The 24,158-nt window shown below is 63.1% G+C and carries 25 protein-coding genes; 6 read left to right on the top strand and 19 right to left on the bottom strand.

Translation table 11 applies throughout. The features are described from left to right. Positions 1-70: 70 nt before the first annotated feature. The 4 genes from ribBA to LOKO_RS03640 all read right to left on the bottom strand — a co-directional run bounded on the left by ribBA (position 71) and on the right by LOKO_RS03640 (position 3,750). Entirely contained in the window at positions 71-1,228 is a 1,158-nt protein-coding gene (gene ribBA, locus LOKO_RS03655) for a bifunctional 3,4-dihydroxy-2-butanone-4-phosphate synthase/GTP cyclohydrolase II (RefSeq protein WP_066445210.1), read from the bottom strand. Positions 1,229-1,471: 243 nt separating this feature from the next. Then, positions 1,472-2,608 (bottom strand): bifunctional diaminohydroxyphosphoribosylaminopyrimidine deaminase/5-amino-6-(5-phosphoribosylamino)uracil reductase RibD, encoded by a 1,137-nt coding sequence (ribD, locus tag LOKO_RS03650; protein ID WP_066445208.1) that lies wholly within the window; start codon positions 2,606-2,608, stop codon positions 1,472-1,474. A gap of 32 nt (positions 2,609-2,640) precedes the next feature. After that, positions 2,641-3,132 (bottom strand): transcriptional regulator NrdR, encoded by a 492-nt coding sequence (gene nrdR / locus LOKO_RS03645; RefSeq protein WP_066452203.1) that lies wholly within the window; start codon positions 3,130-3,132, stop codon positions 2,641-2,643. A gap of 138 nt (positions 3,133-3,270) precedes the next feature. After that, positions 3,271-3,750, bottom strand: coding sequence for a copper chaperone PCu(A)C (locus LOKO_RS03640; protein WP_066445206.1), 480 nt, complete (start codon positions 3,748-3,750; stop codon positions 3,271-3,273). Positions 3,751-3,938: 188 nt separating this feature from the next. On the opposite strand from LOKO_RS03640, the gene LOKO_RS03635 reads away from it, so the two are divergent. Beyond that, the gene (locus LOKO_RS03635; protein WP_066445198.1) at positions 3,939-4,760 is read left to right on the top strand and encodes a TlpA disulfide reductase family protein; all 822 of its coding nucleotides are present in this window, start codon (positions 3,939-3,941) and stop codon (positions 4,758-4,760) included. Positions 4,761-4,805: 45 nt separating this feature from the next. Beyond that, positions 4,806-5,561: a thiol:disulfide interchange protein DsbG gene (dsbG, locus tag LOKO_RS03630; RefSeq protein ID WP_066445195.1), complete on the top strand. Its 756-nt coding sequence runs from the start codon at positions 4,806-4,808 to the stop codon at positions 5,559-5,561. Between the two features lie 77 nt (positions 5,562-5,638). On the opposite strand, the gene LOKO_RS03625 is transcribed toward dsbG, so the two are convergent. From LOKO_RS03625 to LOKO_RS03565, 13 genes are all read right to left on the bottom strand, one after another. Next, entirely contained in the window at positions 5,639-6,052 is a 414-nt protein-coding gene (locus LOKO_RS03625; RefSeq protein WP_066445192.1) for a DUF6691 family protein, read from the bottom strand. Next, a complete protein-coding gene (locus tag LOKO_RS03620; protein WP_066445189.1) occupies positions 6,049-6,510 on the bottom strand; it encodes a YeeE/YedE family protein in 462 nt (153 codons plus the stop codon). The genes LOKO_RS03625 and LOKO_RS03620 overlap by 4 nt, the downstream gene beginning before the upstream one ends. Before the next feature lie 11 nt (positions 6,511-6,521). Continuing rightward, positions 6,522-8,309 (bottom strand): SulP family inorganic anion transporter, encoded by a 1,788-nt coding sequence (locus tag LOKO_RS03615; RefSeq protein WP_066445186.1) that lies wholly within the window; start codon positions 8,307-8,309, stop codon positions 6,522-6,524. A gap of 3 nt (positions 8,310-8,312) precedes the next feature. Then, the gene (locus LOKO_RS03610) at positions 8,313-8,747 is read right to left on the bottom strand and encodes a protein tyrosine phosphatase family protein (RefSeq protein WP_066445183.1); all 435 of its coding nucleotides are present in this window, start codon (positions 8,745-8,747) and stop codon (positions 8,313-8,315) included. Between the two features lie 21 nt (positions 8,748-8,768). Next, positions 8,769-9,635 carry an MBL fold metallo-hydrolase gene (locus tag LOKO_RS03605; protein ID WP_066445180.1) on the bottom strand — a complete coding sequence of 289 codons (867 nt, stop codon included), beginning with the start codon at positions 9,633-9,635 and terminating at the stop codon, positions 8,769-8,771. A gap of 188 nt (positions 9,636-9,823) precedes the next feature. Next, a complete protein-coding gene (locus LOKO_RS03600; RefSeq protein WP_066445177.1) occupies positions 9,824-10,018 on the bottom strand; it encodes a YgaP family membrane protein in 195 nt (64 codons plus the stop codon). Positions 10,019-10,044: 26 nt separating this feature from the next. After that, complete coding sequence (locus tag LOKO_RS03595) at positions 10,045-10,530, bottom strand: DsrE family protein (RefSeq protein WP_083517410.1); 486 nt, start codon at positions 10,528-10,530, stop codon at positions 10,045-10,047. A gap of 353 nt (positions 10,531-10,883) precedes the next feature. Further along, positions 10,884-12,293 carry an MBL fold metallo-hydrolase RNA specificity domain-containing protein gene (locus LOKO_RS03590; protein ID WP_066445174.1) on the bottom strand — a complete coding sequence of 470 codons (1,410 nt, stop codon included), beginning with the start codon at positions 12,291-12,293 and terminating at the stop codon, positions 10,884-10,886. Between the two features lie 131 nt (positions 12,294-12,424). After that, positions 12,425-13,312 (bottom strand): HAD-IIB family hydrolase, encoded by an 888-nt coding sequence (locus LOKO_RS03585; RefSeq protein WP_066445172.1) that lies wholly within the window; start codon positions 13,310-13,312, stop codon positions 12,425-12,427. 251 nt (positions 13,313-13,563) lie between these two features. After that, a complete protein-coding gene (gene glyA / locus LOKO_RS03580) occupies positions 13,564-14,829 on the bottom strand; it encodes a serine hydroxymethyltransferase (protein WP_066445169.1) in 1,266 nt (421 codons plus the stop codon). Positions 14,830-14,960: 131 nt separating this feature from the next. Beyond that, positions 14,961-16,376, bottom strand: a complete 1,416-nt coding sequence (locus tag LOKO_RS03575) for a hypothetical protein (protein WP_066445168.1) — start codon at positions 16,374-16,376, stop codon at positions 14,961-14,963. Positions 16,377-16,522: 146 nt separating this feature from the next. Beyond that, positions 16,523-19,045 carry an ABC transporter permease gene (locus LOKO_RS03570; protein ID WP_066452201.1) on the bottom strand — a complete coding sequence of 841 codons (2,523 nt, stop codon included), beginning with the start codon at positions 19,043-19,045 and terminating at the stop codon, positions 16,523-16,525. Between the two features lie 47 nt (positions 19,046-19,092). Further along, complete coding sequence (locus LOKO_RS03565) at positions 19,093-19,809, bottom strand: ABC transporter ATP-binding protein (protein ID WP_066445166.1); 717 nt, start codon at positions 19,807-19,809, stop codon at positions 19,093-19,095. Between the two features lie 88 nt (positions 19,810-19,897). Between LOKO_RS03565 and LOKO_RS03560 the strand changes: the two genes are divergently transcribed. Beyond that, positions 19,898-20,509, top strand: a complete 612-nt coding sequence (locus LOKO_RS03560; protein ID WP_235588998.1) for an arylesterase — start codon at positions 19,898-19,900, stop codon at positions 20,507-20,509. A gap of 25 nt (positions 20,510-20,534) precedes the next feature. Here LOKO_RS03560 and LOKO_RS03555 read toward each other — a convergent pair whose 3' ends face one another. After that, positions 20,535-21,437, bottom strand: a complete 903-nt coding sequence (locus LOKO_RS03555) for a DMT family transporter (protein ID WP_235588934.1) — start codon at positions 21,435-21,437, stop codon at positions 20,535-20,537. Further along, positions 21,434-21,703 carry an Rdx family protein gene (locus LOKO_RS03550; protein WP_066445161.1) on the bottom strand — a complete coding sequence of 90 codons (270 nt, stop codon included), beginning with the start codon at positions 21,701-21,703 and terminating at the stop codon, positions 21,434-21,436. The genes LOKO_RS03555 and LOKO_RS03550 overlap by 4 nt, the downstream gene beginning before the upstream one ends. 56 nt (positions 21,704-21,759) lie before the next feature. Here LOKO_RS03550 and LOKO_RS03545 point away from each other — a divergent pair, with 56 nt between their 5' ends. From LOKO_RS03545 to LOKO_RS03535, 3 genes are all read left to right on the top strand, one after another. Continuing rightward, on the top strand, positions 21,760-23,076 hold the full coding sequence (locus tag LOKO_RS03545; RefSeq protein WP_066445158.1) for an MFS transporter: 1,317 nt from the start codon (positions 21,760-21,762) through the stop codon (positions 23,074-23,076). A 106-nt stretch (positions 23,077-23,182) separates the two neighbouring features. Next, a complete protein-coding gene (locus LOKO_RS03540; RefSeq protein WP_066445154.1) occupies positions 23,183-23,617 on the top strand; it encodes a PAS domain-containing protein in 435 nt (144 codons plus the stop codon). A gap of 190 nt (positions 23,618-23,807) precedes the next feature. Beyond that, positions 23,808-24,017, top strand: coding sequence for a PA3496 family putative envelope integrity protein (locus LOKO_RS03535; RefSeq protein ID WP_066445146.1), 210 nt, complete (start codon positions 23,808-23,810; stop codon positions 24,015-24,017). Positions 24,018-24,158 lie beyond the last annotated feature (141 nt).

Raw genomic sequence — 24,158 nt, 5'->3', positions numbered from 1 at the left:
AGTCCTGCTGAATTAACAGGCGCACCCCAGGGTGCGCCAGCTTTCATCATAGCGCCAGACGGCGACCGTCTCAGTTCTCGATGGGAGCCTCGATGTCGCCCGGCGCAATCAGTTCGACAACTTCGAGGTCGAAGCCCGACAGCGCCGAGAACTTCCAGGGTGAGCTGAGCAGACGCATCCTGCCCACACCAAGATGGCGCAAGATTTGCGAACCCGTGCCAATGGTCAGGTAGTTGCCGGCACCGTCCGAGTCGCTGGTACGAGGCAGGCGGCGACGCTCCAGAAAAACCTCCAGCTGATCACGGAAGTCCTGATGCGGACGCCCATCATCGAGCAGGACGAAGACACCCTGGTCGACGCGGGCCACCTCATCCAGTGCACTGTGGGTGGTCCAGTTCTTGCCTTCACCCTTCTGCAGGCCAAGCAGATCCCGCATGGTATCGGCCAGATGCACTCGCACCGTAGTCAGCGAATCGGGGGTCGGCGTCCCCTTGACCAGCGCCACGTGGTGCGCACCTTGAATTCGATCGCGGAAGACATGCAGCGTCATTTCTCCTGCGGCCGTGTTGACCGGAGTCGACTCCACCGGCTCCACCGTCTGCTCATTATGAATGCGATAGTGGATCAGGTCGGCGATGGTGCCCATCTTCAAGTCATGCTCGGCAGCAAAACGCTCGAGCTCGGGCCGCCGGGCCATGCTGCCATCGTCGTTCATGACTTCGCAGATCACACCGCTGGGGTCACAACCTGCCAATGCCGCCAGGTCGCATGCCGCCTCGGTATGTCCGGCACGCCGCAGCACGCCGCCGGGCTCGGCCATCAGCGGAAAGATGTGGCCGGGCTGAACGATATCCTCGGCCCGGGCATTACGGGCCGCTGCCGCCTGTACGGTACGCGCCCTGTCCGCGGCCGAGATGCCTGTGGTCACCCCCTCCGCCGCTTCGATGGAGAGAGTGAACTTGGTGCCAAAGCCGGAACCGTTGTCGCTCACCATCAGCGGCAGCTTTAGTCGCTCGCAGCGCTCTCGCGTCATGGGCATGCAGATCAGGCCCCGGGCATGGCGTGCCATGAAATTGATGTGCTCGGCCCCGACCTTCTCGGCGGCCATGATGATGTCGCCCTCGTTCTCACGATCCTCATCATCCATGAGGATCACCATCTTGCCCTGACGAATGTCCTCGATCAGGTCTTCGATGGAAGCGAGGCCCCCGCGGGAAGATTGCACCATGGAATCTCCGATTGATTCAGCAAAAAGGCGTTGTGGCACTTCGACCGTGGCGTGAGCAACGTCCGTGACTAACATCCATTACTAAAGTTCTACGCCCCGCCTCGAATGGGCGTCAGGGTACCTTGGCGCGGCGTCGGGCGCCAGTAGTGAGCAACCTTGGCGCGGCGTCGGGCGCCAGTAGTGGCACCTTGGCGCGGCGCTAGCCCCTGTAGCGAGCGAGCTGTTCCCGGCGCCCTGATGAATTCAGCCCTGAAGCCGCGCGGGTCGAGCGGTAATACGCCAGTCGCGACCGACAGCACGGATATCGATGATATCCAACGGGCGCTGCTGGGCCATACGCGTCAGTCCCGGCAAGGCGAACAGCGGCCGCGCCTCACCGCCCAGCAGGGTCGGCGCCACGAACAGCTGCATCTCATCCACCAGATTCGCGTCGAGCATGGCGCCAGCAAGTGTGGCCCCGGTTTCCAGCAGCACCTCGTTGACCAGCTCTTGCTCCGCCAGATAGCCCAGCAAGGCGGCAAGATCGACACGGCCACCCTCGCCAGCCGGCAATACCAGTATTTCGGCACCGGCTGACTCCAGCCGGGCACGCCGATCGACATCGTAACCCATGACCGTTGCCACCAGAGTGCGCCCGGATTCACGCAGGCAGGCCGCGGCCTGGGGCAGACGAAGGTGTGTATCCACCACGACCCGCAGTGGCTGGCGTCTGGCGATGGCATCAGCATCCTCCAGGCCAAGTTGGCTTGCCCTCACGGTCAGGCGAGAATTATCGAAGATGACCGAATCAACGCCGGTCAGCACAGCACTGGATCGCGCACGCAACCGCTGGACTTCCGAACGGGCATGGGGGCCGGTAATCCATTGGGATTCGCCGGACTCCATCGCCGTGCGCCCATCCAGGCTCATCGCCATCTTCAATCGCACATAGGGGCGATGGCGACTCATTCGCGACAGGAAACCAGGATTGATCGCTCTAGCCTCTTCCTCGAGCAGGCCGACATCCACCTCGATTCCCGCCTCGCGCAGCATGGTGATGCCTCGGCCGGCCACCTCCGGATTGGGGTCGCCCATGGCCACCACCACCCGCTTCACCCCGGCGTCGATCAGTGCGACGGCACAGGGGCCGGTACGCCCATGGTGGGAGCAGGGCTCCAGGGTCACATAGGCTGTCGCGCGGCGGGCTGCTTCACCAGCCATCCGCAAGGCATGCACTTCGGCATGGGGTTCGCCGGCACGCTCGTGCCAGCCCTCTCCTACCAGCCGATTGCCCTTGACCAGAACACAGCCCACGCGGGGGTTGGGGTCGGTGGTGTAGAGACCACGGCGGGCCAATTGAAGCGCCCGAGCCATCCAGGCGGCGGCAGTAGGCTTGGCCATATCACTCCCTGGCAGAAAGGGTAAGGCGGGATTCAGCGCTCGCCGTCGTCAGCCGTTCCCGGCGGGAATCCCGGCTCCCGCGACAGGCGGTCGATCTCGGCGCGAAACTCGTCGATATCCTGAAAGCGACGGTAGACCGACGCGAAACGAATGAAGGCAACCTGATCGAGTCGCTTGAGCGCCTGCATCACCGCCTCGCCGATGTCCCGCGCCTGGATCTCGCGCTCGCCACTGGCACGCAGCCGCTGGCGAATCCGCTCCACGGCGGCCTCGATGGACTCGGCGCTGACCGGTCGCTTCTCCAAGGCCCGCAGCATTCCAGCACGCAGTTTCTGCTCGTTGAAGGTTTCGCGAGAGCCATCGGCCTTGACCACCCTGGGCATCACCAGCTCGGCGGTCTCATAGGTGGTAAAACGCTCACCACAGGCCGTGCACTGGCGGCGGCGACGCACCTGGTCGCCCTCAGCCACCAGGCGGGAGTCGGTCACACGGGTATCATTGGCGCCACAAAAAGGGCAATGCATGGTATCGATCCGAATGCGAAGCGGGGCGACCGACTGCAGGCCGCTCATGGTTCAATAGTGCAGTATTGTAACCTCTGGCCCGCTGGTCGCCCAGCTTCGACACCAAATGCGGGGAAGCGGTAGAACGAGCACCTCCGATCAATGCTTGTGGCCGTGACCGTGATCATGCCCATGATCCTCGGCATCCAGGTTGATGCGGCTGACCGGCGCCTCGACCACCTGGCTCTCGCCGTTGTCAAAAGTAAGCGTCAGCTCGACCGGCTCCCCTTCGACAAGGGGTGAGGTAAGCTTGATCAACATCATGTGCAGACCGCCTGGTGCAAGCGCCACCGTTTCACCGGCGGGGACGATGATGCGCGACACCTTGCGCATCTGCATCACGCCATCGACATCTTCGTGATTATGCAACTCCATCACCTCGGCGGTGGGCGAGCTGGTATCCACCAGGGCGATATCCGTGTCGCTGGTATTATGAAGCGTCATGAAAGCTGCCGATGTTTCCGAGCCCGGCGGCACGGCGCGCACCTGGGCATCTTCGATATTGAGCGCATCGGCTAGCGCAGTGAGCGACACCAGAGAAAGGCCGGTAGCGAGTAGAAGAGTGCGGGGCAACATCATGCGGGGCTCCTTGTTGTATCGTTATGCCATGCGACAGAGGGGAAGCGAGCAGCATACTATTCCGTTACCCGCTTCGGAGCCAGGCTGCGTCAACTCGACACAGTCCGGCGTGAACCGGCAGTCATCAATAGCTGACACACTGGCGAGTCCATTGCGACGGATGGCTCGACATAGGAGAACTGCGCTGCATGAACGCCCTGCAACAGAGCATCGCCCTGGGTCCATTGGGATTCTCACTGGGCCAGGTGCTGATCATGGTAGCCTTCGGGATGGCCTTGCTGGCCGGAACCCTGATCGGACGACGCCATCGCACCCCGGTGGCCGATACACTTTTCACCCTGCTTCTTCTCAGCCTGGCTGGGGCTCGACTGCTGTTCGTGGCCCGCTACTGGAGCAGCTACGACGACATGATGTCGATACTGGATATTCGTGACGGCGGTTTCGACCCAATCGGCGGTCTGGTGGTGGGACTGGCCTATGCTCTCTGGCTGATGTGGCGACTTCCTGCCCAACGGGTGCCCCTGGCCGGCGCCCTGCTAACCGGCGCCCTTACCTGGGGCCTCATCGCCGGCCCCCTGGTCTTGCTGGAGGGAAGCGCCAGACCGATTCCGGACACGTCCCTGGCCACCCTCGGGGGCAACCCTACTGAACTGCCGTCGCTGGCAGCAGCAGAGGGTCAGCCGATGGTGGTGAACCTATGGGCCACTTGGTGCCCGCCCTGTATCCGCGAAATGCCAGTCTTCGAGCAGGCCCAGAAGGAAATCGACGACATCACCTTTGTCTTCGTCAATCAGGGAGAAAGCGCCCAGCATGTGAACCGATTCCTCACGGAGCACTCTCTTGAACTGGACAATGTGCTGCTCGATTCGACCAATGCACTTGGCGAGGTTACCGGGTCAATGGCCATGCCTACGACGCTTTTCTACGACGCCGATGGCCGCCTGAGCAATACGCACTTTGGGGAACTGTCGCGAGCCACCTTGCACAGCGGCCTCGAGCGCCTGCGCTGACGCCACTTACAACATGCACTTCCCTACCCATTTCAAGGAATCGACATGGCTTTTCGACTCTCACTGCTCGCTACCAGCCTGACAGCTATTGCCACAGCCCAGATGGCCTATGCCGGCGACTGGCCGGGCCCGGTTCGTGCATTGACCGAGCAGGGGCTTGAGGTGCACGGTGAATTCGAAGCCCCCAGCGGGCTTACCGGCTACGCAGCCAGCCATCAGGGACGTGAGATGACCGTCTTTGTCACTTCCGATGGCAATCATGCCATCGTCGGCACCATGATCGATGCCGAGGGCAACGATCTCTCTGAGGCCCCTCTCGATGAACTGGTGCGGGCGCCCCAGGAGGGCGAGGTATGGCAACAATTGGAACAGAGCCACTGGATTCAGGACGGCCAGCCGGATGCTCCCCGTGTGCTATATACCTTCACCGACCCCAACTGCCCCTATTGCCGGCAGTTCTGGGAGCAAGTTCGCCCCTGGGTCGAGGCCGGGGAAGTTCAATTGCGCCATATCATGGTGGGCATCCTCAGTCAGAACAGTCCTGCCAAGGCAGCTGCCCTTCTGGGCGCCGAAGACCCAGAGGCCGCTCTGCATGACCACAGTAGCGGCGATGATATTGGCCCCTCTGCCCAGCCACGCGACATAGAAGACCAGGTGTATCGCAACAACCAGCTTTTCGACGAGCTGGGCCTATACGCCACGCCAACCACCGTCTTCCGACATGAAGATCGCCTTCAGCGGGTGGATGGCATGCCGGAGGAAGCACGGCTGCTCGAGATGATGGGGGGCACGGCACCCTGAGTCGCGTCGTACAGAAAACGCCCCTGCCGCAAGGACGGCAGGGGCAGAAGCGTGTCAACGAGTAACAGTGGCAGGGATCAGCTCCTGGCAGGTATAGCCCGGGCGAGAAACCAACCGGTAACCATGGCGACCAGCATGGCAAACAGGGGGGCAGTCAGCCCAGCGATTGACGCAATGGCCGGCCCGGGACAGTAGCCTGAAAGCCCCCAGCCTATCCCGAACAGGGCCGAACCACCAATCAGCCGGGCATCGAAATCTTGACGAGTAGGCAGTTGGAAGGTCTCGCCAATCAGCGGCTGTTCCTGGCGGAAAACGAACCGGTAGCCAATGAAGGTGGTCACCACGGCGCCGCCGAGTACGAACATCAGCGTCGGGTCCCAGGCGCCGAAAATATCGAGAAAACCGAGCACCCGCGCGGGGTCAGTCATGCCGGCGAGCGCCAGTCCCAGCCCGAACAGCAACCCGGAGATATAACCCATCAGCGTCTTCATGCACCACCTCCGATCACGTGCCGCACGATATAGACGGTAACGATGGCGCATGCCAGGAAGGTCACCGTGGCCACCAGGGAACGTGGCGACAGCCGTGCCAGCCCGCAGACACCGTGCCCGCTGGTGCAGCCACTGCCCAGACCGGTCCCCACGCCGACGAGAAGGCCTGCTATTAGCATCAGACCCACCCCACCGGCAGGCTGGCCGACCACTACGCCAGGCGCATCGGCCACGTTACCCAGGCCGCCGCCCAGCAGCATTAGCAGCAGCGGGCCGCTGACCAGGCCCATCATGAAGGCCACGCGCCAGGCGCTGTCGCCCTTGGGCAGGGTCGTCACCAGGCTGCCGACAATTCCGCTGATGCCGGCGATGCGGCCAAGCGTTGCCATCAGCCATACGGCCGAGAGACCAATCATTACGCCACCTACCAGCCCCTGCAGGCTCGCTATCCAGTCCACGTTAACCTCCTTTATGACAGTCGATCTTCAACAGCCGTTGTCCCCGGAGACACCGGATCGGTAACACCGCAAGGGCGCCCCAGGGCATGTGTTTCACCGCACAACGAGCGCCAGGCATCAAAAGTGCTGAGGAACACCTGACCGGTCATATCGCGGCAGAACTGGGTCTTTTCCAGCCGGTCCATGACCGGCCCCTTGACCTCCGCCAGGTGCAGCTTGACTTGGGCATCGCGCAGGCGGGCATTGATCACCTCCAGGCTTTCCAGGGCCGAGGCGTCGATGACATTCACCGCCTGGCAGGCAAGTACGATGTGGCGCAGCCCCGGCTGGCGCGCCGCAAGTTCCATGACCGTATCCTCGAGGTAGCGCGAATTGGCGAAATAGAGACTCTCATCGACTCTCAGGATGGCCAGCTGCGGGTCAGTTTCCACTTGATGCCGCTCCACGTTGCGAAAATGTTCGGTACCTGGAACACGACCCACCACGGCGCTATGTGGGCGGCTGGTATAATAGAGGTGCAGGGCCAGCGAAAACCCCACGCCGGCCAGAATACCGGACTCCACACCAACGCCGAGCGTCACGCCGATGGTGACGAGCATGGCCATGGCATCGCAGCGGGAGTACGCCCAGGTACGTCTGATGGCGGAAAGGTCCACCAGTGACAAGACCGCCACGATGATGGTGGCCGCCAGGGTGGCAATGGGCAGATAAGCGATCAGCGGCGTCAGCAACAGCGCTGCGCCGGCTATTCCCAATGCCGTAAAGGCGCCTGCTGCAGGCGTCTGAGCGCCAGCATCGAAGTTCACCACCGAACGGGCGAAACCACCGGTGACCGGCATGCCACCGGTAAAGGAAGCCGCAATATTGGATGTGCCGAGCCCCACCAGCTCCTGGTCCGGGTCGATACGCTGCCGCCGCTTGGCGGCAAGTGTCTGGCCCACCGACACCGACTCCACGAAACCGATGACGCTGATCAGAAGAGCGGCCACGAAGAGCTGGCTCCACAGGCCGCTGTCAAAGCCCGGCAGCGTCAGCGGCGGCAAGCCGGCCGGCACCTCACCCACCACGGCGACTCCCAGGGCATCCAGTCCCATCCCCCAGGTGGCAAGGGTCGTCACGGCCACGGCAAGGATCGGGGCGGCCTTGGCCAGCATGTCCGCCGGTCGCGCAGGTACACCCACCCGCCGCAGGGCTGGCTTGAGCCAGCGCCTGGCGGCATACAGGAAGAGCAGCACGGAAAGTCCAATTGCCAGGGTTGGCGCATTCACACCGTCCAGGCTGACGGCCAGGCTGCTCAGCAGATCCAGCAGGTTATGCCCGCTCGCCTCAACGCCCAGCACGTGCTTGAGCTGACTGGCGGCAATGATCAATCCGGAGGCGGTGATGAACCCCGAAATCACCGGGTGGCTGAGAAAATTGGCCAGAAAGCCGAGCCTCGCCACACCCATCAGGGTAAGGATCAACCCCGACATCAGCGCCAGCACCAGGGCTGCACCGAGATATTCCGGCGTCCCCTGGGGGGCGACCTGCCCCACCGCCGCTGCCGTCATCAGTGACACCACCGCTACCGGCCCCACTGCCAGCGTGCGGCTGGTGCCGAACACGGCATAGATCACCAGTGGCGCGATGCTGGCGTAAAGACCCACCTCCGGCGGCAACCCGGCCAGCATGGCATAGGCCAGCGACTGCGGTATCAGCATGACAGTCACAATCACCGCCGCCAGCAGGTCGCTACCCAGGGTGGCGCGGCCATAGCCAGGCAGCCACTGCAGGATCGGAAGGTAGCGCCGGGGGTTCATTGCTCAGTTCTGCCCGGCACCCGCTTCCAGCAACCCACGCCGCTCTTCCAGGTCATGGCCGGCTGCATGGGCCGCTGCCATCAGGGCGGGAATATCACAGGTGGCGTCCTTGCTGCGGGCATGTGCCCAGAGATGTACGGCGCGCTTGCCGGTCCTGCAGAAGGCCAGGATCGGCGTGGGTAACGCATCCAGGGCTTGGCCGAATGCCTCGATATCGGCATCGCTGTATTCGCCCGGTGTGACCGGGATACAGCGCCACTTCAGACCCAGATCAGCGGCCTTCTCACTCAGGGCACGATCGTCGGGGTGATCCTCGGCTTCACCGGGGCGGCGATTGCAGATCACCGCCTTGAAACCCCGCCGGGCGATCTCCTCGAGGTCCTGAGGGGCCACGGCATCGGCGATGGAAAAACCGCTCTCCAGCTCTTGAATATTCATTCGCTTCGTCTCCTGGCTCACTCAGAATTTGTTGATCGGGACCTTGAGGTATACCTGGCCGTTGTCCTCGGCCGGCGGCATGTGGCCGGCACGCATATTGACCTGCACCGAAGGGATAATCAGCTTCGGCATATCGAGGGTCGCATCGCGCTCGGTACGCATCTGGACGAACTCCTCCTCGCTGATGCCTTCGTGCACATGCACGTTCTGTGCGCGCTGCTCGGCCACGCTGGTTTCATGCTGGTACTTCTCTCGTTCCGGCGCCTTGTAGTCGTGGCACAGGAAGATGCGGGTCTCCCCCGGCAAAGCCAGGACCTTCTGGATGGAGCGATAGAGGGTGCGGGCATCACCGCCTGGGAAGTCGCAGCGGGCAGTACCGTAGTCGGGCATGAACAGGGTGTCGCCGACGAAGGCGGCATCGTCGATCACATAGGTCAGGCAGGCAGGTGTGTGGCCCGGTGTGTGCAACACACGCCCTACCAGGCTGCCGATGGCAAAGGTGTCGCCTTCCTCGAACAGGCGGTCGAACTGGCTGCCATCCCGGGCGAACTCGGTGCCGGCATTGAAGGCCTTGCCGAAGACATCCTGCACCACTGTGATGTTGGCGCCGATACCGGTCTTTCCGCCGAGGTTCTCATGCAGATAGGGCGCGGCGGAGAGATGATCGGCGTGAACGTGGGTCTCGAGGATCCACTCGACCTCAAGGCCGTTGTCACGCACGAAGGCGATGATCTGGTCGGCGGAGCGAACATCGGTGCGCCCCGCGGCGTAATCGAAATCGAGCACCGAGTCGAGGATCGCACAGGACTTGCTGTCGGGATCCTGCACCACATAACTGAAGGTGTTGGTGGGCTCGTCGAAGAAGTGGGTCACGATCGGCGTGGACATGGGCTAATACCTCCAATCAGTGTCGTTGCCTTCCAGAGTGAGCTACAGCATAGCGCAAATACAGTTATAAAGATATACTGTTTTGGAATTAATGAGCTACAGCTCTGTACTAATAGCGATAGCCACTCCCTACAACGAACGAGACCCATCACCGTGGTGATGGGTCCCGAGTCACGCAATCAAACCGGCTATTGCTTCTTCAGCTTGCAGGTATTGATTCCCAGCAGGGTATAGGCCGGGCAGAAGTTCAACAGCCCGGTGGCCAGCGGCAGCAAGCCGATCCATCCCCAGGCACTGATGACGCCGGTCATCGCCAAGCCGATCAGCACGGCGCCGATCACGATACGCGCAATCTTGTCGATGCTACCTACGTTACTCTTCATGCAGTTCACCTTGTGACTTGATGGCCTCAGAAACTGAAAACCGGAATAGTCGAATCACGCATCATTTCGGCCATTGGGCCAGGAGCCGCAACGCCAACACCCTCTCGCAGATCAGCTTGCTCATGTTCGCTGTTGGGCAAATAGATCGCGCACACGTCGACCTGGGCGCCATTGGTGATCAGCATCTGCAAGATGCCTTCCGGGGTGACCTGCCCGGCCGGATTTTCTGGTGGCGTATTGACAGGCTCGGCGCTGGCATAACCCTCTACGGCCAGGTCTCCGGCAGCATCACAAAGCAGGATCGAAAGATCAGCGCCCTGCTGCTGCATGGCATTGGAAAGGATCATCGCCATAGCCTGTGTCTGCAGGGAGTCGCTGGTGAGGATCACCAGTGCGCGCTCGGCGCTGTCTTCTTGGCCGTGGTCGTCGCCGTGGCTGGCGGCAAGCGCCGTACCGAAAAGACCCATCCCGGTAGCAACGGCGGCCAGGGTCAGTGTTGTCTTGATGCTCATTTCCTCACCTCTCTCATTTGATTCATTGCGCTGGCATCGACTCCAGGATGCTGTCTGAGCCGAATCCTTCGACTGCTTATACCACAAAGGAATATATTAATAACCTAACTCCAGAAAAACAAGAGTAGCCCATAACCTGATAGCTGGCACGCGACATAGGGACGCATCTTGATGTCAGTCAATATTTCCAGCTTGAGGCCAGACAGAATCGATCGCCCTAGGACAATGCTTCATTTCTCCGTCGCGAAAGAGAAGGCGCAAGCGATGCAAGAGAGGCATCAACCACCTGATACGCAGGAACCGCGAAAAAAAAGGCCGCTTGAAAGCGGCCCGGAGAGTCGTATGGTGCTGCTCTAGAGCTCGATCCGGTCGCCGTAGGCAGGGATCTCTGCCTTGATGGCGCTCTCGGCCAGGCCGGCCTTCAAGGCCTCCTGGGCCGCAGGCTCGCCGTGGACCAAATAGAAGCGAGGGTTGTTGCGGAAGGCGCCGGCCCAGCCGATCATGTCGGTCTGGCCCGCGTGAGCCGAGAAGCCGCCGATGGTATGAACCTTCGCCTTGACCGCCAGGTCCTGCCCCAGGACGCGTACCCGCTGGGCACCGTCGACGATCTGGCGACCCAGGGTACCGGCAGCCTGGAAACCGACAATCACCAGCCGTGTATTTGGCTTCTCCAGGTTGTAGCGGAAGTGGTGGATGATCCGTCCGCCGGTACACATGCCGGCACCGGCAATGATGATCGCACCGCCATGAATGCGATTGATCGCCATGGACTCCTCAACGGTACGGGTCATGCGCAAAATCGGCAGGTACTGGCTGGTGTCGCCGCTGGCGGCGATATTGAGCACCTTTAGGTCCTCGGCATCCAGCGCCTTGCGCGCCCGGTGGTAGAGTTCGGTGACCTTGATCGCCATGGGACTATCGAGGAACACCATCTGCTGGCGCAGCCTCCCCTCGTGGTAGAGCACGCTGAGATGATAGAGGATCTCCTGGGTACGCCCCACGGCGAAGGCGGGAATCAGCACATTGCCTCCCGCCTCGTGGGCCTTCTCCAGCACCTGGGCAAACTCCTCCAATGTCTCGTCCAGAGGGCGGTGGTCACGGTCACCGTAGGTACTCTCCATCAGCACCACATCGGCCTCATAGACCTTGTCGGGGTCGCGCATCAGCACCGAGCTGGGATTCCCCAGATCGCCGGAGAACACCAGCCGCTTCTGCTGGCCACCGGAGGGGACGGTCAGCTCGACAATCGCCGAGCCTAGGATATGGCCGGCATCACGGAACACCAGGGTGGCACCGCCGGGCAGGTTGACCGGCTGGCCATAACGGTGGAACTCGCAAAGTGCCAGAGTTCGCTCCACGTCGTCCAGGTCGTAGAGCGGTTCAACCAGTGGCTTGTCTTGGCGCTTGCGCCACTTGTTCTCCCATTCCACGTCCTTGGCCATGACAAAGGCGGCATCCTGCAGCATGATTTCAAGCAGGTCACGAGTGCCACGGGTGCAGTGGATGGGCCCACTGTAGCCTTCTCGCACCAGCTTGGGCAGCAGGCCTGCGTGATCCAGGTGGCCATGGGAGATCACCACCCCTTCGAGTTCCCTCGCCAGCTTGCCGAACGGCCTGGCGTTCGCCTCATCGGCATCTATACCGCCCTGGTGAAGGCCACACTCCAACAACAGCTTATGGGTACGATCATTACCATCTACTTCAAGAAGATAGCGAGAGCCGGTCACTTCCCCGACCGCTCCCAGAAAGGTCAATGTCGACATTGCGTCTCGAGCCTGCGCGTCTATGAGTGTCTAGCCGCCAGCATACCGGAAGGTAGCCACCTTGGGTCGAACAAGTGCAGACAGATAGGAGCGACCAAAGCGCCGACACACTTTGGTGAAACAAGGCTGGTTCAGGAGAATAGCGACTGCTTCGGCATCGCCCCGGCACCCTCCGCGCCCCACCAATAAGCGATACCTTCGACCCAACCCGAGGGGCCCGCCGATCGGCTACGATAAAGCGCCGGCTGGCATGGAGCCAGGGTAGAGACATCACTGCCTCGAATCACCACCGCCTGGTCTACGGCTTCCAGCAGCGACTGGTCGCTGGGTCCATCGCCGAGACCCAGGGTCAGCGGCTCGCATCCCCGCAGCGATTTGAAGCGACCCACCAGCCAGGTCACGGCCCCACCCTTGTCCAGGCCGCCGGTAACATGCCAGAAGCGTCGGCCTTGAACCAGATTCAGGCCATCGCCCTGAAGCGCCTCGCGAAAGGCGGCAAGGGATGAGGCATCGCTCTGCCATAACAGGGGTTCGCTCCCCTGGCGCATCCGAGCCAGCCGGGCCTCGTCCGCCTTCACCCCTGTCAGCGCCATGACCTCCTCTAGCGTCATCTCGCCCAAGGTCCTGAAAACACCCCCAAGTCGTTCCCGCCACACGCTGAGTCGCTTTCGAATGAAGTCGATATCCAGGCCCAGGTTTCGCATGGCACTCCCGTCCGAACCATAGCTATCACGCTCCAGGTGGGCATGCCGCCAGGCCGGGGGCAAGCCAACCACGCTCCCATTTTCGGCAATGAATGGCGTATCGCCTAGCCCGAGCTGCTCTCGCAATGGCAGTAACTCGGCACGGGTACGACAGGTAACCGGAATGACCGGCACGCCCAGGGTCTTGAGCCGCTTCAGCCAAGGCTTGGCTTGCTGCCATTGAAAGCTGTCATGGTCGAGCAAGGAGCCGTCGAGGTCGGTGAAGACCAGGCGCGGCTGCAGGGCGGGGTCCAGAAGAAGCGGCTTCATCGTCATGGTGGCTCCAGCGCGATCGGGATTGGAAAACCCTATGCATGGAAAATCCTCTGCATGAGTCGTGCCAATCCAGCCTGGAGGCCAGTGCGGCTCGCCCCTCCCCGAGGGCAGGCGTGCTGGCAGCGTCGAATCGCCACCAAGGCGGCATCGCATGCACAGAAATAGTGCAAAAAAGCCCCGTTCTGGTGCAACCAGAATGGGGCTTACGATTCAGGTACTCAACTAAAGCTAGCTATCGCCGAGAGTGGTTCTCAGCGATAGACGGGGAAGCGCGCGCAGACAACTTCGACCTTGCCCTTCACCTCGGCTTCCAGAGCGGCGGTATCGTCGCCCCTGGCCATGGTGTCGAGAATGTCGCAGATCCAGCCGGCCAGTTCACTGCACTCGGCTTCACCGAAGCCGCGTGTGGTCACCGCCGGGGTGCCGATGCGCAACCCGGAGGTGACAAAGGGGCTCTGGGGGTCGCCGGGTACGGCATTCTTGTTGACGGTGATGTGGGCGCGCCCCAGGGCGGCGTCCGCATCCTTGCCGGTCAGGCCCTGCTTGATCAGCGACAGCAGGAAGAGATGGTCTTCGGTACCACCGGATACGATGTCGTAGCCGCGCTCGATGAACACGCCGGCCATGGCTTGGGCGTTCTTGACCACCTGCTGCTGGTAGGTCTTGAACTCCGGCTCCATGGCTTCCTTGAAGCAGATCGCCTTGGCAGCGATGACGTGCTCCAGCGGGCCACCCTGACCGCCGGGGAAGACTGCGGACTGCAGCTTCTTTTCGATCTCGGCATCGCCCTCGCTGGAGAGAATCAAGCCGCCGCGGGGACCGCGCAAGGTCTTGTGGGTGGTGGTGGTGACCACGTGGGCGTGGGGCAGCGGAGTCGGGTAGACGCCAGCGGCCACCAGGCCGGCCACATGGGCCATGTCGACCAGCAGATAGGCCCCCACCTCGTCGGCGATCTCGCGGAACCTGGCCCAGTCGATGATCTGGGAGTAGGCGGAGAAGCCGGCGATGATCATCTTCGGCTGATGCTCGCGGGCAAGCTTCGCCACTTCCTCGTAGTCGATGCGACCACTCTCGTCGATGCCGTACTGCACGGCGTTGTAGTGCTTGCCGGAGAAGTTGGGCTTGGCGCCGTGAGTCAGGTGGCCGCCGGCATCGAGGCTCATGCCCAACACGGTATCACCCGGCTTAACCAGCGCCTGGAAAACCGCGCTGTTGGCCTGGGACCCGGAGTGGGGCTGGACATTGGCGTAGCTGGCATTGAACAGCTGCTTGGCATAGTCGATGGCCAGCTGCTCGACGATGTCGACGTATTCGCAGCCGCCGTAGTAGCGCTTGCCGGGATAGCCTTCCGCGTACTTGTTGGTCAGCTGGCTGCCCTGGGCTTCGAGAACCCGGGGGCTGGCATAGTTCTCGGAGGCGATCAGCTCGATGTGCGCTTCCTGGCGAGCGACCTCTTTTTGCATCGCATCGAACAGGACATCATCGAAACCGGCAATCGTCATGTCACGGCTGAACATCGGCGGGGAACCTCGCATCACGGGAAGAATCAGGATGCATAATGATACCCCAGCCCATGACGGCTTTCACTTGAAAGGCCGTCATGGGCAGCAACACCATTTCTCATGCAGGCTTTAGCCCTGCTGCAGCTTCAACGTGTTTCCACCTTCATGGAAAGCTTATCCGGAAGCCCCAGCGGGTCAACCATGTAGGTGGCCATGTTGCTTTCCGAGGGCAGGGTAATACTGATATCCAGCTCCTCGGCTGCCCCTTCCAGAAGCTCCACCAGCCCCATCAGAACCGACTGAACCTGAGGGCCGAACATCATGCCGAAACCCTGGGCCTGGGTTCGCGCCTGCTCGACATACTGCGCTTCGGTAACACCCTCCATCGCTGCCCCCAGTGTGGCCAGGCGACCGAAGAGCCCTTGATTGGCGAGCGATAGACGGATGTCGCCCCCCAGCAGTGTCGCGGCTTGCAGCGAGCCGGCATCGGCAAAGACATCTGCGGGTTCCATCCCACCCGGCAGCACGACGGGCAGATTGATATCTAGCATCAGGCGTAGTGCGTCGTGAAGTTCGATACGACTGTCGCTGACCAGGACACTGTGCTCGCTTCCCTCCTTCCAGCTTCCCAGGAAGGCGGCGTCAAGGCGCAGCTCACCGGTCCCGTCGGTCAGTACGTTACTGGCCATGCGCAGTTGGGTCCGCTCGTCTTCCGGGGCCATTTCGATCATGCGAGCCAAGTCCATATGAAAGCCTTCGATGCGCACCCCGCCCTGGCCGTCAGAAAAGTCGCCATCGACATCCAGGAGCTCCAAGCTGCCGACCAGTTGGTCAGATTCGATCGCGAGGTCGCGCAGGATCAGTGAGTTCAGCTGCTCCTCACCGTCCACATCCAGCCCGGTCAATCCTTCGAAGCGCAGGGAGGCGAGCGTAAAGGAGCCGGAGCCGAACTCATCAAGGTCTTCCCCCGAGCCTGCCACTCCCGTGAGCTCCAGCATGCCGATGCCATCATGGGCCAGCGACTGTCCGCGAACCTGTTCAATGGTCATGCGGCCCTGGCTGCTGGTGAAAGGGGTACCATAGAACATGTCCTCGGCAATCTCAGAGGCAAGGTCGATCACGATGCCATCGATCGCCAGGCTGCCAATGCGGACCTCGTCTGGCGCCAAGCTGTCGTCCAGGGGGAAGACCGCTCGCGAGGGCTTGCCCAGCACGATACGTTCTGCACTCATCAGCATCAGCTCGGTCAGACTGTCCTCGATGCGCACCCCTTTCAGGGTGACCTCATCGGGACTGTCATAGTCACCGCTGACCTCATAGCTGTCGATGAGTAGCCGCTCACCCTCCTCGGACTCGAAGACGAAGTCCTTGGCTGTGACACGGGAGCGCAGCATGGCACTGGAGACATCGCCGATCTCGACGTTGCCGTAGCCCCCGAACAGGGAGCGAAGCTCGGTCTCGAGCCGTTCTGCGTCGGCAAATGCCGCGCCGGACACTCCCGTCAGCGTGGCGAAAGCCAGGGCGGAACCAAGGCGCGAAGCACCTGGACGTGGTGCATTCATCGACGTCACCTCCTCTGTGAAAGAATAACAGCGCGCCGCACGGCCGCCTTTACATAGTGTAACCAGAAAAGCGCCCCTCGGCTTCCCTCGCCAACGGAGCCAGTCAATGTCAGGTCAACGCGGAGTCCGGCACACGACGCAGTCATTCACGCTTCACCAAGCAGGCCAAGGCTCTCCATTGGCGTCTGCCGACGCACGCTGCGCGACAGTGCATGACCGATCACGCCGATGACCAGCGCACCACCCAGCGGAAGTATCAGCCATAGCCCCCAGTGGATACGCGGCGCCAGGTCGAACCAGGCAAGGTAGATTCCCGCCGCGGCCAGCTCGGCAAGCAGCGCCCCCATCAGCCCGCTGGCGAAGCCGAGAATCGCGAACTCGGCCCCCTGCACTCGCGAGATCAGGCGGTCACCGGCACCGAATACGCGCAGCAACCCGCTCTCGTGGGCACGGGTCGGACGGCTGGCGGTAAGGGCAGCATAGAGCACGCTGATACCGGCCAGGAGTACGAAGCCGAGCACGAACTCCACCGCACGGGTCACCTGGGTCAGCAGCTCTCGGACCTGGCCGAGGATCGCCTCGACGTTGAGCAGCGAGACACCCGGGAACTCGCGAACCAGCGCCCTGCTGATGTCGTCGCGCTCACGGTCGAGGTGGAAGGCGGTGATATAGCTGTGACCGAAACCCTCCAGCACATCCGGCGGGAAGATGACGAAGAAGTTGGGGCGGAAGCTGTCCCAGTCCAGATCGCGCAGGCTGGTGATCTCGCCGACGATATCCTCGCCACCGATGGTAAAGGTCATGGCATCACCCAGCCCCAGCCCCAGCCGCTCGGCCAGGCCATCTTCTATCGAGATCGGCACCCGGCCTTCGGCAAGCGTGGGTGACCGGTCGAACCACTGGCCGGCCACCAGGCGATTGCCCACCGGCAGCGTCTCGCGCCAGGTGAGATTGAGCTCACGGCGCAGCGAACCGTCGCCGCGGGCATCGGCCGGCACTGCATCGCGCGGAGCCTGGTCGTTAATCGCCGTGATTCGTCCGCGCACCATCGGATAGAGGGTGGTGCGTTCATCCACGGCATCGTCCAAGGTATCGATAAAGGCGTCGCGCTCACCGGGCTGGATATTGATGGCGAAGTAGTTGGGTGTGTCCTCGGGCAGTTGGTCCTGCCAGGTACTCAACAGGTCGCCGCGCACCAGGGCAATCATCGCCATGGCGGCAAAGGTCACCGAGAAGGCCAGCAACTGACCGAGGCTGGCGCTGCGGCGGCGTGCCAGCTGGCGCGCCCCCAGGCGCAGCGCCTGACGCTTGCCACCACCGGCAGACGGCATCCGTGCCACCAGGCGCAGCACCAGTGACAGCAGCAGCCAACCCAGCCCCCACAGCAGCACCAACATCACCAGGCCGCCCACCAGCAGGCCGAAGGCCAGCTGCGGGTCGCCGGAATAGAGCCACAGCAAGCCGCCGAACACCAGGCTGGCCACTCCTACCACCAGCCACGCCGAGGCGGGAAGCGGATCGAGTTCGCGACGCAGCACCTTGAGCGCGCTGACACGCTTGAGGCGCAGGAGCGTCGGCCCGGCGAAGCCGACCAGCACCGCCAGCGCCGTCAATATGCCCAGCAGCAGCGGCAGCGGGCCGGGGGGCGGCAGCTCCATGGGCAGGAAGGCGGTGAGCAGCCACAGCAACCCGGCCTGGCCGACCAGGCCCAGCAGCGCCCCCACCATGGAGGCAGCCAGAGCGAGCCACAGTAGCTGCAGGGCAAACAGCTGGGTCAGCTGACGCTGGGTGGCACCGAAGCAGCGCAGCAGCGCCGCGGTATCCAGATGGCGCTCCACGTAGCGCCTAGTGGCCATGGCCACTGCCACACCGGCCAGCAGCACCGCGGCGAGTCCGGCCAGGCTCAGATACTGTTCCGCCCGCGACAGCGCATTACCCAGTTGGGGACGATCGCGCCGGACGTCACGCACTTCGACGCCATCGGCAGTCAGCCCCCGCAAGCGTGGCAGCACCGCATCGACCTCACTCGGCGCCCCCCGGGCCAGCAGCGAGAACTCGATGCGGGAGCCGGGTTGCACCAGGTCGCTCGCCTCGATATCGGCCTGATGCATCATCAGGCGCGGATTGAAATTGGCGAAGCCCCCGGACTGGTCCGGCTCGCGCTCGACCAGGGCGGTAACCTCGAGACGCGTCCGACCAACCTGCACCCGATCGCCGAGGTCGACCTCCAGCAGCTGCGCCAGGCGTGGCGACAGCCAGGCCTCTCCCGGCGCAGGACCGCGTGCAAGCCGCTCGACACCCGCCCCGCGGTCGACATGGACCTCGCCGTAGAGGGGGTAATTGTCGTCGATGACCTTGAGGCTGGCCGGCTGGAAGGCGTCTTCGTGGCTGGCCATGGATACCATGCCGACCTGCTCGCTCAGGGTCAGTCCGGCCTCTTGCAGCGTCTGTCGCAGGGTATCCTCGAACGGCCGTGCCTGCTCGAGCACGAGGTCACCGCCCAGCATCTGCCCGGCCTGGCGTTCGAGGCCGCGCTCCAGACGGTCGAGAAAGAAGCCGATCATGGTCGAGGCGGCCACCGCCAGGGCCAGCGCCACGAACAATGCACGCACGTCGGCGGCGCGCAGGTCGCGGCGCATGCCACGCAACGACAGGGCCAGGGCTCCCATCCCCCGGCGCGCCTCGGCAGGTTCAGGAACAGTACCGACGGCGTCGCTCATGCCCCCACCTCATCCAGCTCCAGTGGCATGAGCCGCCCCTCTTCCAGCTGAAGGCAGCGATCGCAGCGTCGCGCCAGGGCATAGTCATGGGTCACCAGCACCAGGGTGGTGCCCGCCTCGCGGTTCAGGGCAAACAGCAGGTCGATGATGCGACCGCCCGTGGCATGGTCGAGGTTGCCGGTGGGCTCGTCGGCGAAGACCAGCTGCGGTTCGGTGACGAAGGCCCTGGCCAGGGCAACGCGCTGCTGCTCACCGCCGGAGAGCTGCTTGGGCAGGTGGTCGAGCCGCTCGCCGAGGCCGACCCGAGCCAACCAGTCGCGGCCGCGCTGCTCACTATTGGTAAGCGGCGCCAATTCCAGCGGCAGCAGCACGTTTTCCAAGGCCGTTAGCGTCGGCAGCAGCTGGAAATTCTGGAACACGAAGCCGACCCGACCGGCACGGAGGCCGGCGCGTCCATCTTCATCGAGGCTCGCCAGCGCCTCGCCGAATAGCGTCAGTTCGCCACTGGTGGGCTGGTCGAGCCCGGCCAGGAGGCCGAGCAAGGTCGACTTGCCGGCACCACTGGCTCCGAGGATCGCCAACGTCTCGCCAGGGAACACTTCGAGGTCAAGGGCACTCAGAATGGTCAGCGGTCGTTCACCGCTGGTGACCTGCTTGCCCAGGCCGCGGGCGTGTAGAATCGTGGAAGAGCTGGTTCTCGAGGAGTCTGACATGACTAGAGGTATCCCTGTGCTGCTGTCTATTTCCGATCAACTGAGCCGGCGTTGGCGCCACTGCCTTGGCGTCTGCTTGCTGGGCCTGATGGCACTCGCTGCCTCACCGACCGCGCTGGCCGCCGGCACCCCGACGCTGCTGGTCATGGGCGACAGTCTCAGCGCCGCATACGGCATCGAGCAGGATGAAGGCTGGGTCAGTTTGCTGGAAGCGCGTCTCGACGGAAAGGCGGAAGTGGTCAATGCCAGCATCAGCGGTGAGACGAGCAGCGGCGGCGCGAGCCGACTTCCCGACCTACTCGGACAGCATGAACCCCACATTGTTCTGCTCGGGCTGGGCGGCAACGACGGCCTGCGCGGCCTGCCACCCAACCAGCTGGAGGCCAACCTCGCCGCCATGATCGAGGCAAGCCGCCAGGCCGGCGCCGAGGTGCTGCTACTTGGAATCGATATTCCGCCGAACTACGGCCAGGCCTACCGCGACGCCTTTACCGGGGTCTTCTTCCAGCTCGCCGAGTCCTACGAGCTGGCCCTGCTCCCCTTCCTGCTCGAAGGGGTGGCGCTGGAAGAGGGCATGATGCAGTCCGACGGCATTCACCCGACGCCCCTTGCCCAACCGATCATCCTCGACAATGTATGGCCCGAGCTCCTGCCGCTGCTGGAGCGCAACGGCGTAGCTGGCTCCTTGTCCGACGGCTGACCAGGCCCTGTGCATAAGCAGCCTCTCACGACGTCGCCGGCACCGGGCTTTTCTGCCACTGCTGGAGCCCCAGCCCACCGAGAATCAGCACCAGCCCCACCAGGGTGGAGTGTAGGATCGGCTCGCCGACCACCAGGAACAGCAGCAGCAGCGATACCGGCGGCGACAGGAAGATCAGGTTTGACACCTTGGCGGTGCGCGACACCCGGTGTACCGCCAGCTGCCACAGCACGAAGGCGACGCCCATCTCGAACAACCCCACATAGACCCCTGCAGCAAATCCCTTCCAGCCGAGCCAGGAGAAACCGGGGCCGAGCAGCATCAGCAGGGTAAGCACCGGCAGCGCAACGGTGAAGTTCTGCCATTGGGCCACCAGCGGCGGGCGGTGATCGCGGGCATTGAGCAACCAATAGAGCGCCCAGAGCAGCGTCGAGGCCAGCGCCATGCCCACCCCGAGGGGATCGGCGAAGGCCACGTCGAAGACCGCCCCCCGCGTCGCGATGACCCAGACACCGGCGTAGGCGATCAAGCCGGCAAGGATGTCGATCCGGGTCAGGCGCTGGCATAGAATCGGCACCGCCAGGAAGGCCATGGCCAGCGCCCAGGTATAGTTGAGCGCCATGGCCTCCTGGCCCGGCAGCCGGTCGTAGGCGCCGAACAGCAGGAGGTAGTAGGCCACCGGGTTCATCAACCCGGCCCAGGCTGCCGTGCGCCACCCCTGCGAAAGTGCCTGGTCCACCTGGCCCTGGCGCACCATCAGCACGCCGATCAGCGCCCAGGAAACCAGCGAGGCAAGCCAGATCAGCTCCAGTGGCGACATGTAGGCAAGTGCGATCTTGAACGCCGTGGCCACCGTGGACCATAGCGCCACGGCGCCAAGACCAAACAGTATCGCCTGGCGGTCGCGATTCGGTTCGGCCGCCCTCACCGGTCGACATGCCCAAGATCGCGCCCCGGATCAAGCCTGTCCCGGACCCGCTGCTTAAGCTGCTTGCTGTCGGGGAAGCCGCCGTCTCGCTTGCGTTCCCACAGCGAATCATCGTCGAAGAATATCTCGAAATAGCCGCCGTGGGACGGCACCAGCGCGACCTCATCGAGGTCCTCACCGAAGGTGGAAAGCAGCTCCTGGGCCAGCCAGGCGCTGCGAAGCAGCCACTGACACTGGGTGCAGTAGTGGATGCGAATACGTGACATGTCGGCCTCCCTGTCGCAACAATGATGGCTCCGATGATAACAGCCGAGGAGCCCGCATGGCTGAACGCGAGATCAGTCAGTCCCGCCTCTACGAATGGTTGACCGGTGACGAGGACAGCCGGATGTGTCGTGACATTCCCGACGAGGCATGTGACGAACAGCCGCACAACTTCTTCCTGCACCTGTTCGCATCCCTGGGCAACAAGCTGGCCGACGAGCTCTCCAGCGCCCGCCTGGTACTGCCCTGGCTGCTCGGTGTCATCGGCGCGCCCCTGTGGATGGTGGGCCTGCTGGTGCCGATCCGCGAATCAGGTGCCCTGTTGCCACAGCTGTTCGTAGCGGGCTTCATTCGGCTCAAGCCGGAGCGCAAGTGGGCCTGGGCGGTCGGCGGTGCGCTGCAAGCTCTGGCCGCCGCTGCACTGGCACTGCTCGCCCTGTTCGGCAGCGGTGCCATTGGCGGCGCCCTGGTCCTGGTTGTGCTGGTGGCGCTGTCACTGGCCAGGGGACTATCGTCGATCGCTACCAAGGACGTGCTGGGCAAGACCATTGCCAAGGGCCGTCGCGGTACTTTGCTGGGCTGGAGCGGCAGCGTGGCCGGCGCCGCAACCCTGGTTGCGGGCCTGGTGCTGATCCTGTTCGAAGATCGCCCCGGCGAGCTGGCGCTGGCCGTACTGCTTGGCGTGGCGGCGCTAGGATGGGGGCTGAATGCCCTGTGCGCGGCGTGCATTCGGGAAACGCCGGGGGCCGTGGAGGGCGGCGAGAACGCCTGGGACAGCATCAAGCTGGGGCTACGCCTGCTGCGCGAGGACCGGAATTTCCTGCACTTCAATCTCTCCCGAGCGCTGCTGCTTGCCAGCGCCCTGGCACTCCCCTATGTGGCGCTGCTGGGCCAGCAGCAGAGCGGCACCGAACTTGGCGGGCTGGGCATCCTCATCGTGGTATCCGGCGTTGCCGGCATGGTGGCAAGCCCCGTCTGGGGCAAGCGCTCCGATGCGTCCAGCCGCACGGTGATGCGCGACACCGGCCTGGGCGCGGCGGCCTGCTGCCTGCTGGGCGCCAGCTTCGCCTGGCTGCCCGGCGCCTGGACGAGTACGGTCTGGCCCTATGCCATGGTCTATGCGTTGCTGGTGATCGTGCATGCCGGCGTCCGCCTGGGGCGCAAGACCTATATCGTCGACATGGCTGGGGAGGAGCGACGCGCACTCTATGTGGCCCTTTCCAATACCATCACCGGCGCGCTGATGCTGCTGGCAGGAGGCCTGGTGGGCGCTCTCGCCCAGTGGCTGGGCACTACCTGGCTGCTGGTATTTCTCGCCGCCATGGCACTGGCAGCAGCGCTCAGCGCGAGCAAGCTGCCGGATGTCGAGCAGTAACCGCGGGTAAAGATTGTCAACGCGCCCCGGGCTGGCCATGATATATCATCGAAATGAGCCGTTGTCGGCTAGCCGATAGCCAGGACCCGAGACAGGAATGCCTTGTATGAAACGATCCCCAATGATCAGCCCGGAACTGCTTGAGCGCATTGTCGACGCTTCGGTGGACGGCATCGTCGTTGCCGAGCAGGAGGGCGACGAGAATATTCTGATCTACGTCAACAAGGGCTTCGAACGACTCACCGGATACAGCGCAGACGAGATTCTCTATCGAGACTGCCGCTTTCTACAGCAAGAGGACCGTGACCAGCCTGGCCTTGATAACATACGCAAGGCCCTCCAGGAGGGACGCCCCTGTCGCGAGGTACTGCGCAACTATCGCAAGGATGGGACGCTATTCTGGAATGAGCTGTCGATCACGCCCCTGTACGATGAAGAGGACAAGCTCACCTACTACATCGGCGTACAGAAGGACGTCACCGAGCGTGTCGAGATCCAGATGGAGCTCGAACGACTGAAGGCCGAATACGGCCTCACCTGAGGCAACGCCCGAGCCAGGTCAAAAAAAGATCGATCAGGGCTTGCTCTGGACGCCTGAGGGATATATATAGCCGTCAGGTGCCGACGTATCGACACCATGGCGCTTCTGGTCCGTCGCTTCGGACGCGAAGCGAATGCTTGTGATGTTTCGACCGCCGCTTCGGTCGTCATCGGGCCATGGAGGATGTCACATGAGCCAAGAACCCCTGATCAGCGATTCTCATGAGGATGAGCAGGAATTCCTCGATGCCGTCAACGATGACGATTATTCCCGCCCTCGGGCTTCCAGCCGACACGAAACCCTGCGCGCCCGTCGCCGCGTAGAGGCACTGCTGGAGGATCGTCGTCTGCAGCGCGCCATCGAGGACGACTGGATGCTGCTCGACGAAGAGGACGAGTAGCCCCACGGCTGACCACCATGCCGGAGCAAAGGAAGCGCTGCATAAATCGGCGAGCGGGATGAAACACAAGGCGCACGGAGCGCAGAAACCGGAGCCTATGGGGTATAGGTGAGGATTTCGAGCACCGCGCAACGCAGTGAT

Source organism: Halomonas chromatireducens (assembly GCF_001545155.1).
GTDB lineage: Bacteria > Pseudomonadota > Gammaproteobacteria > Pseudomonadales > Halomonadaceae > Halomonas > Halomonas chromatireducens.
Note: the sequence above shows the minus strand (reverse complement) of the source record. Positions and strands in the feature narration are given on the sequence as shown.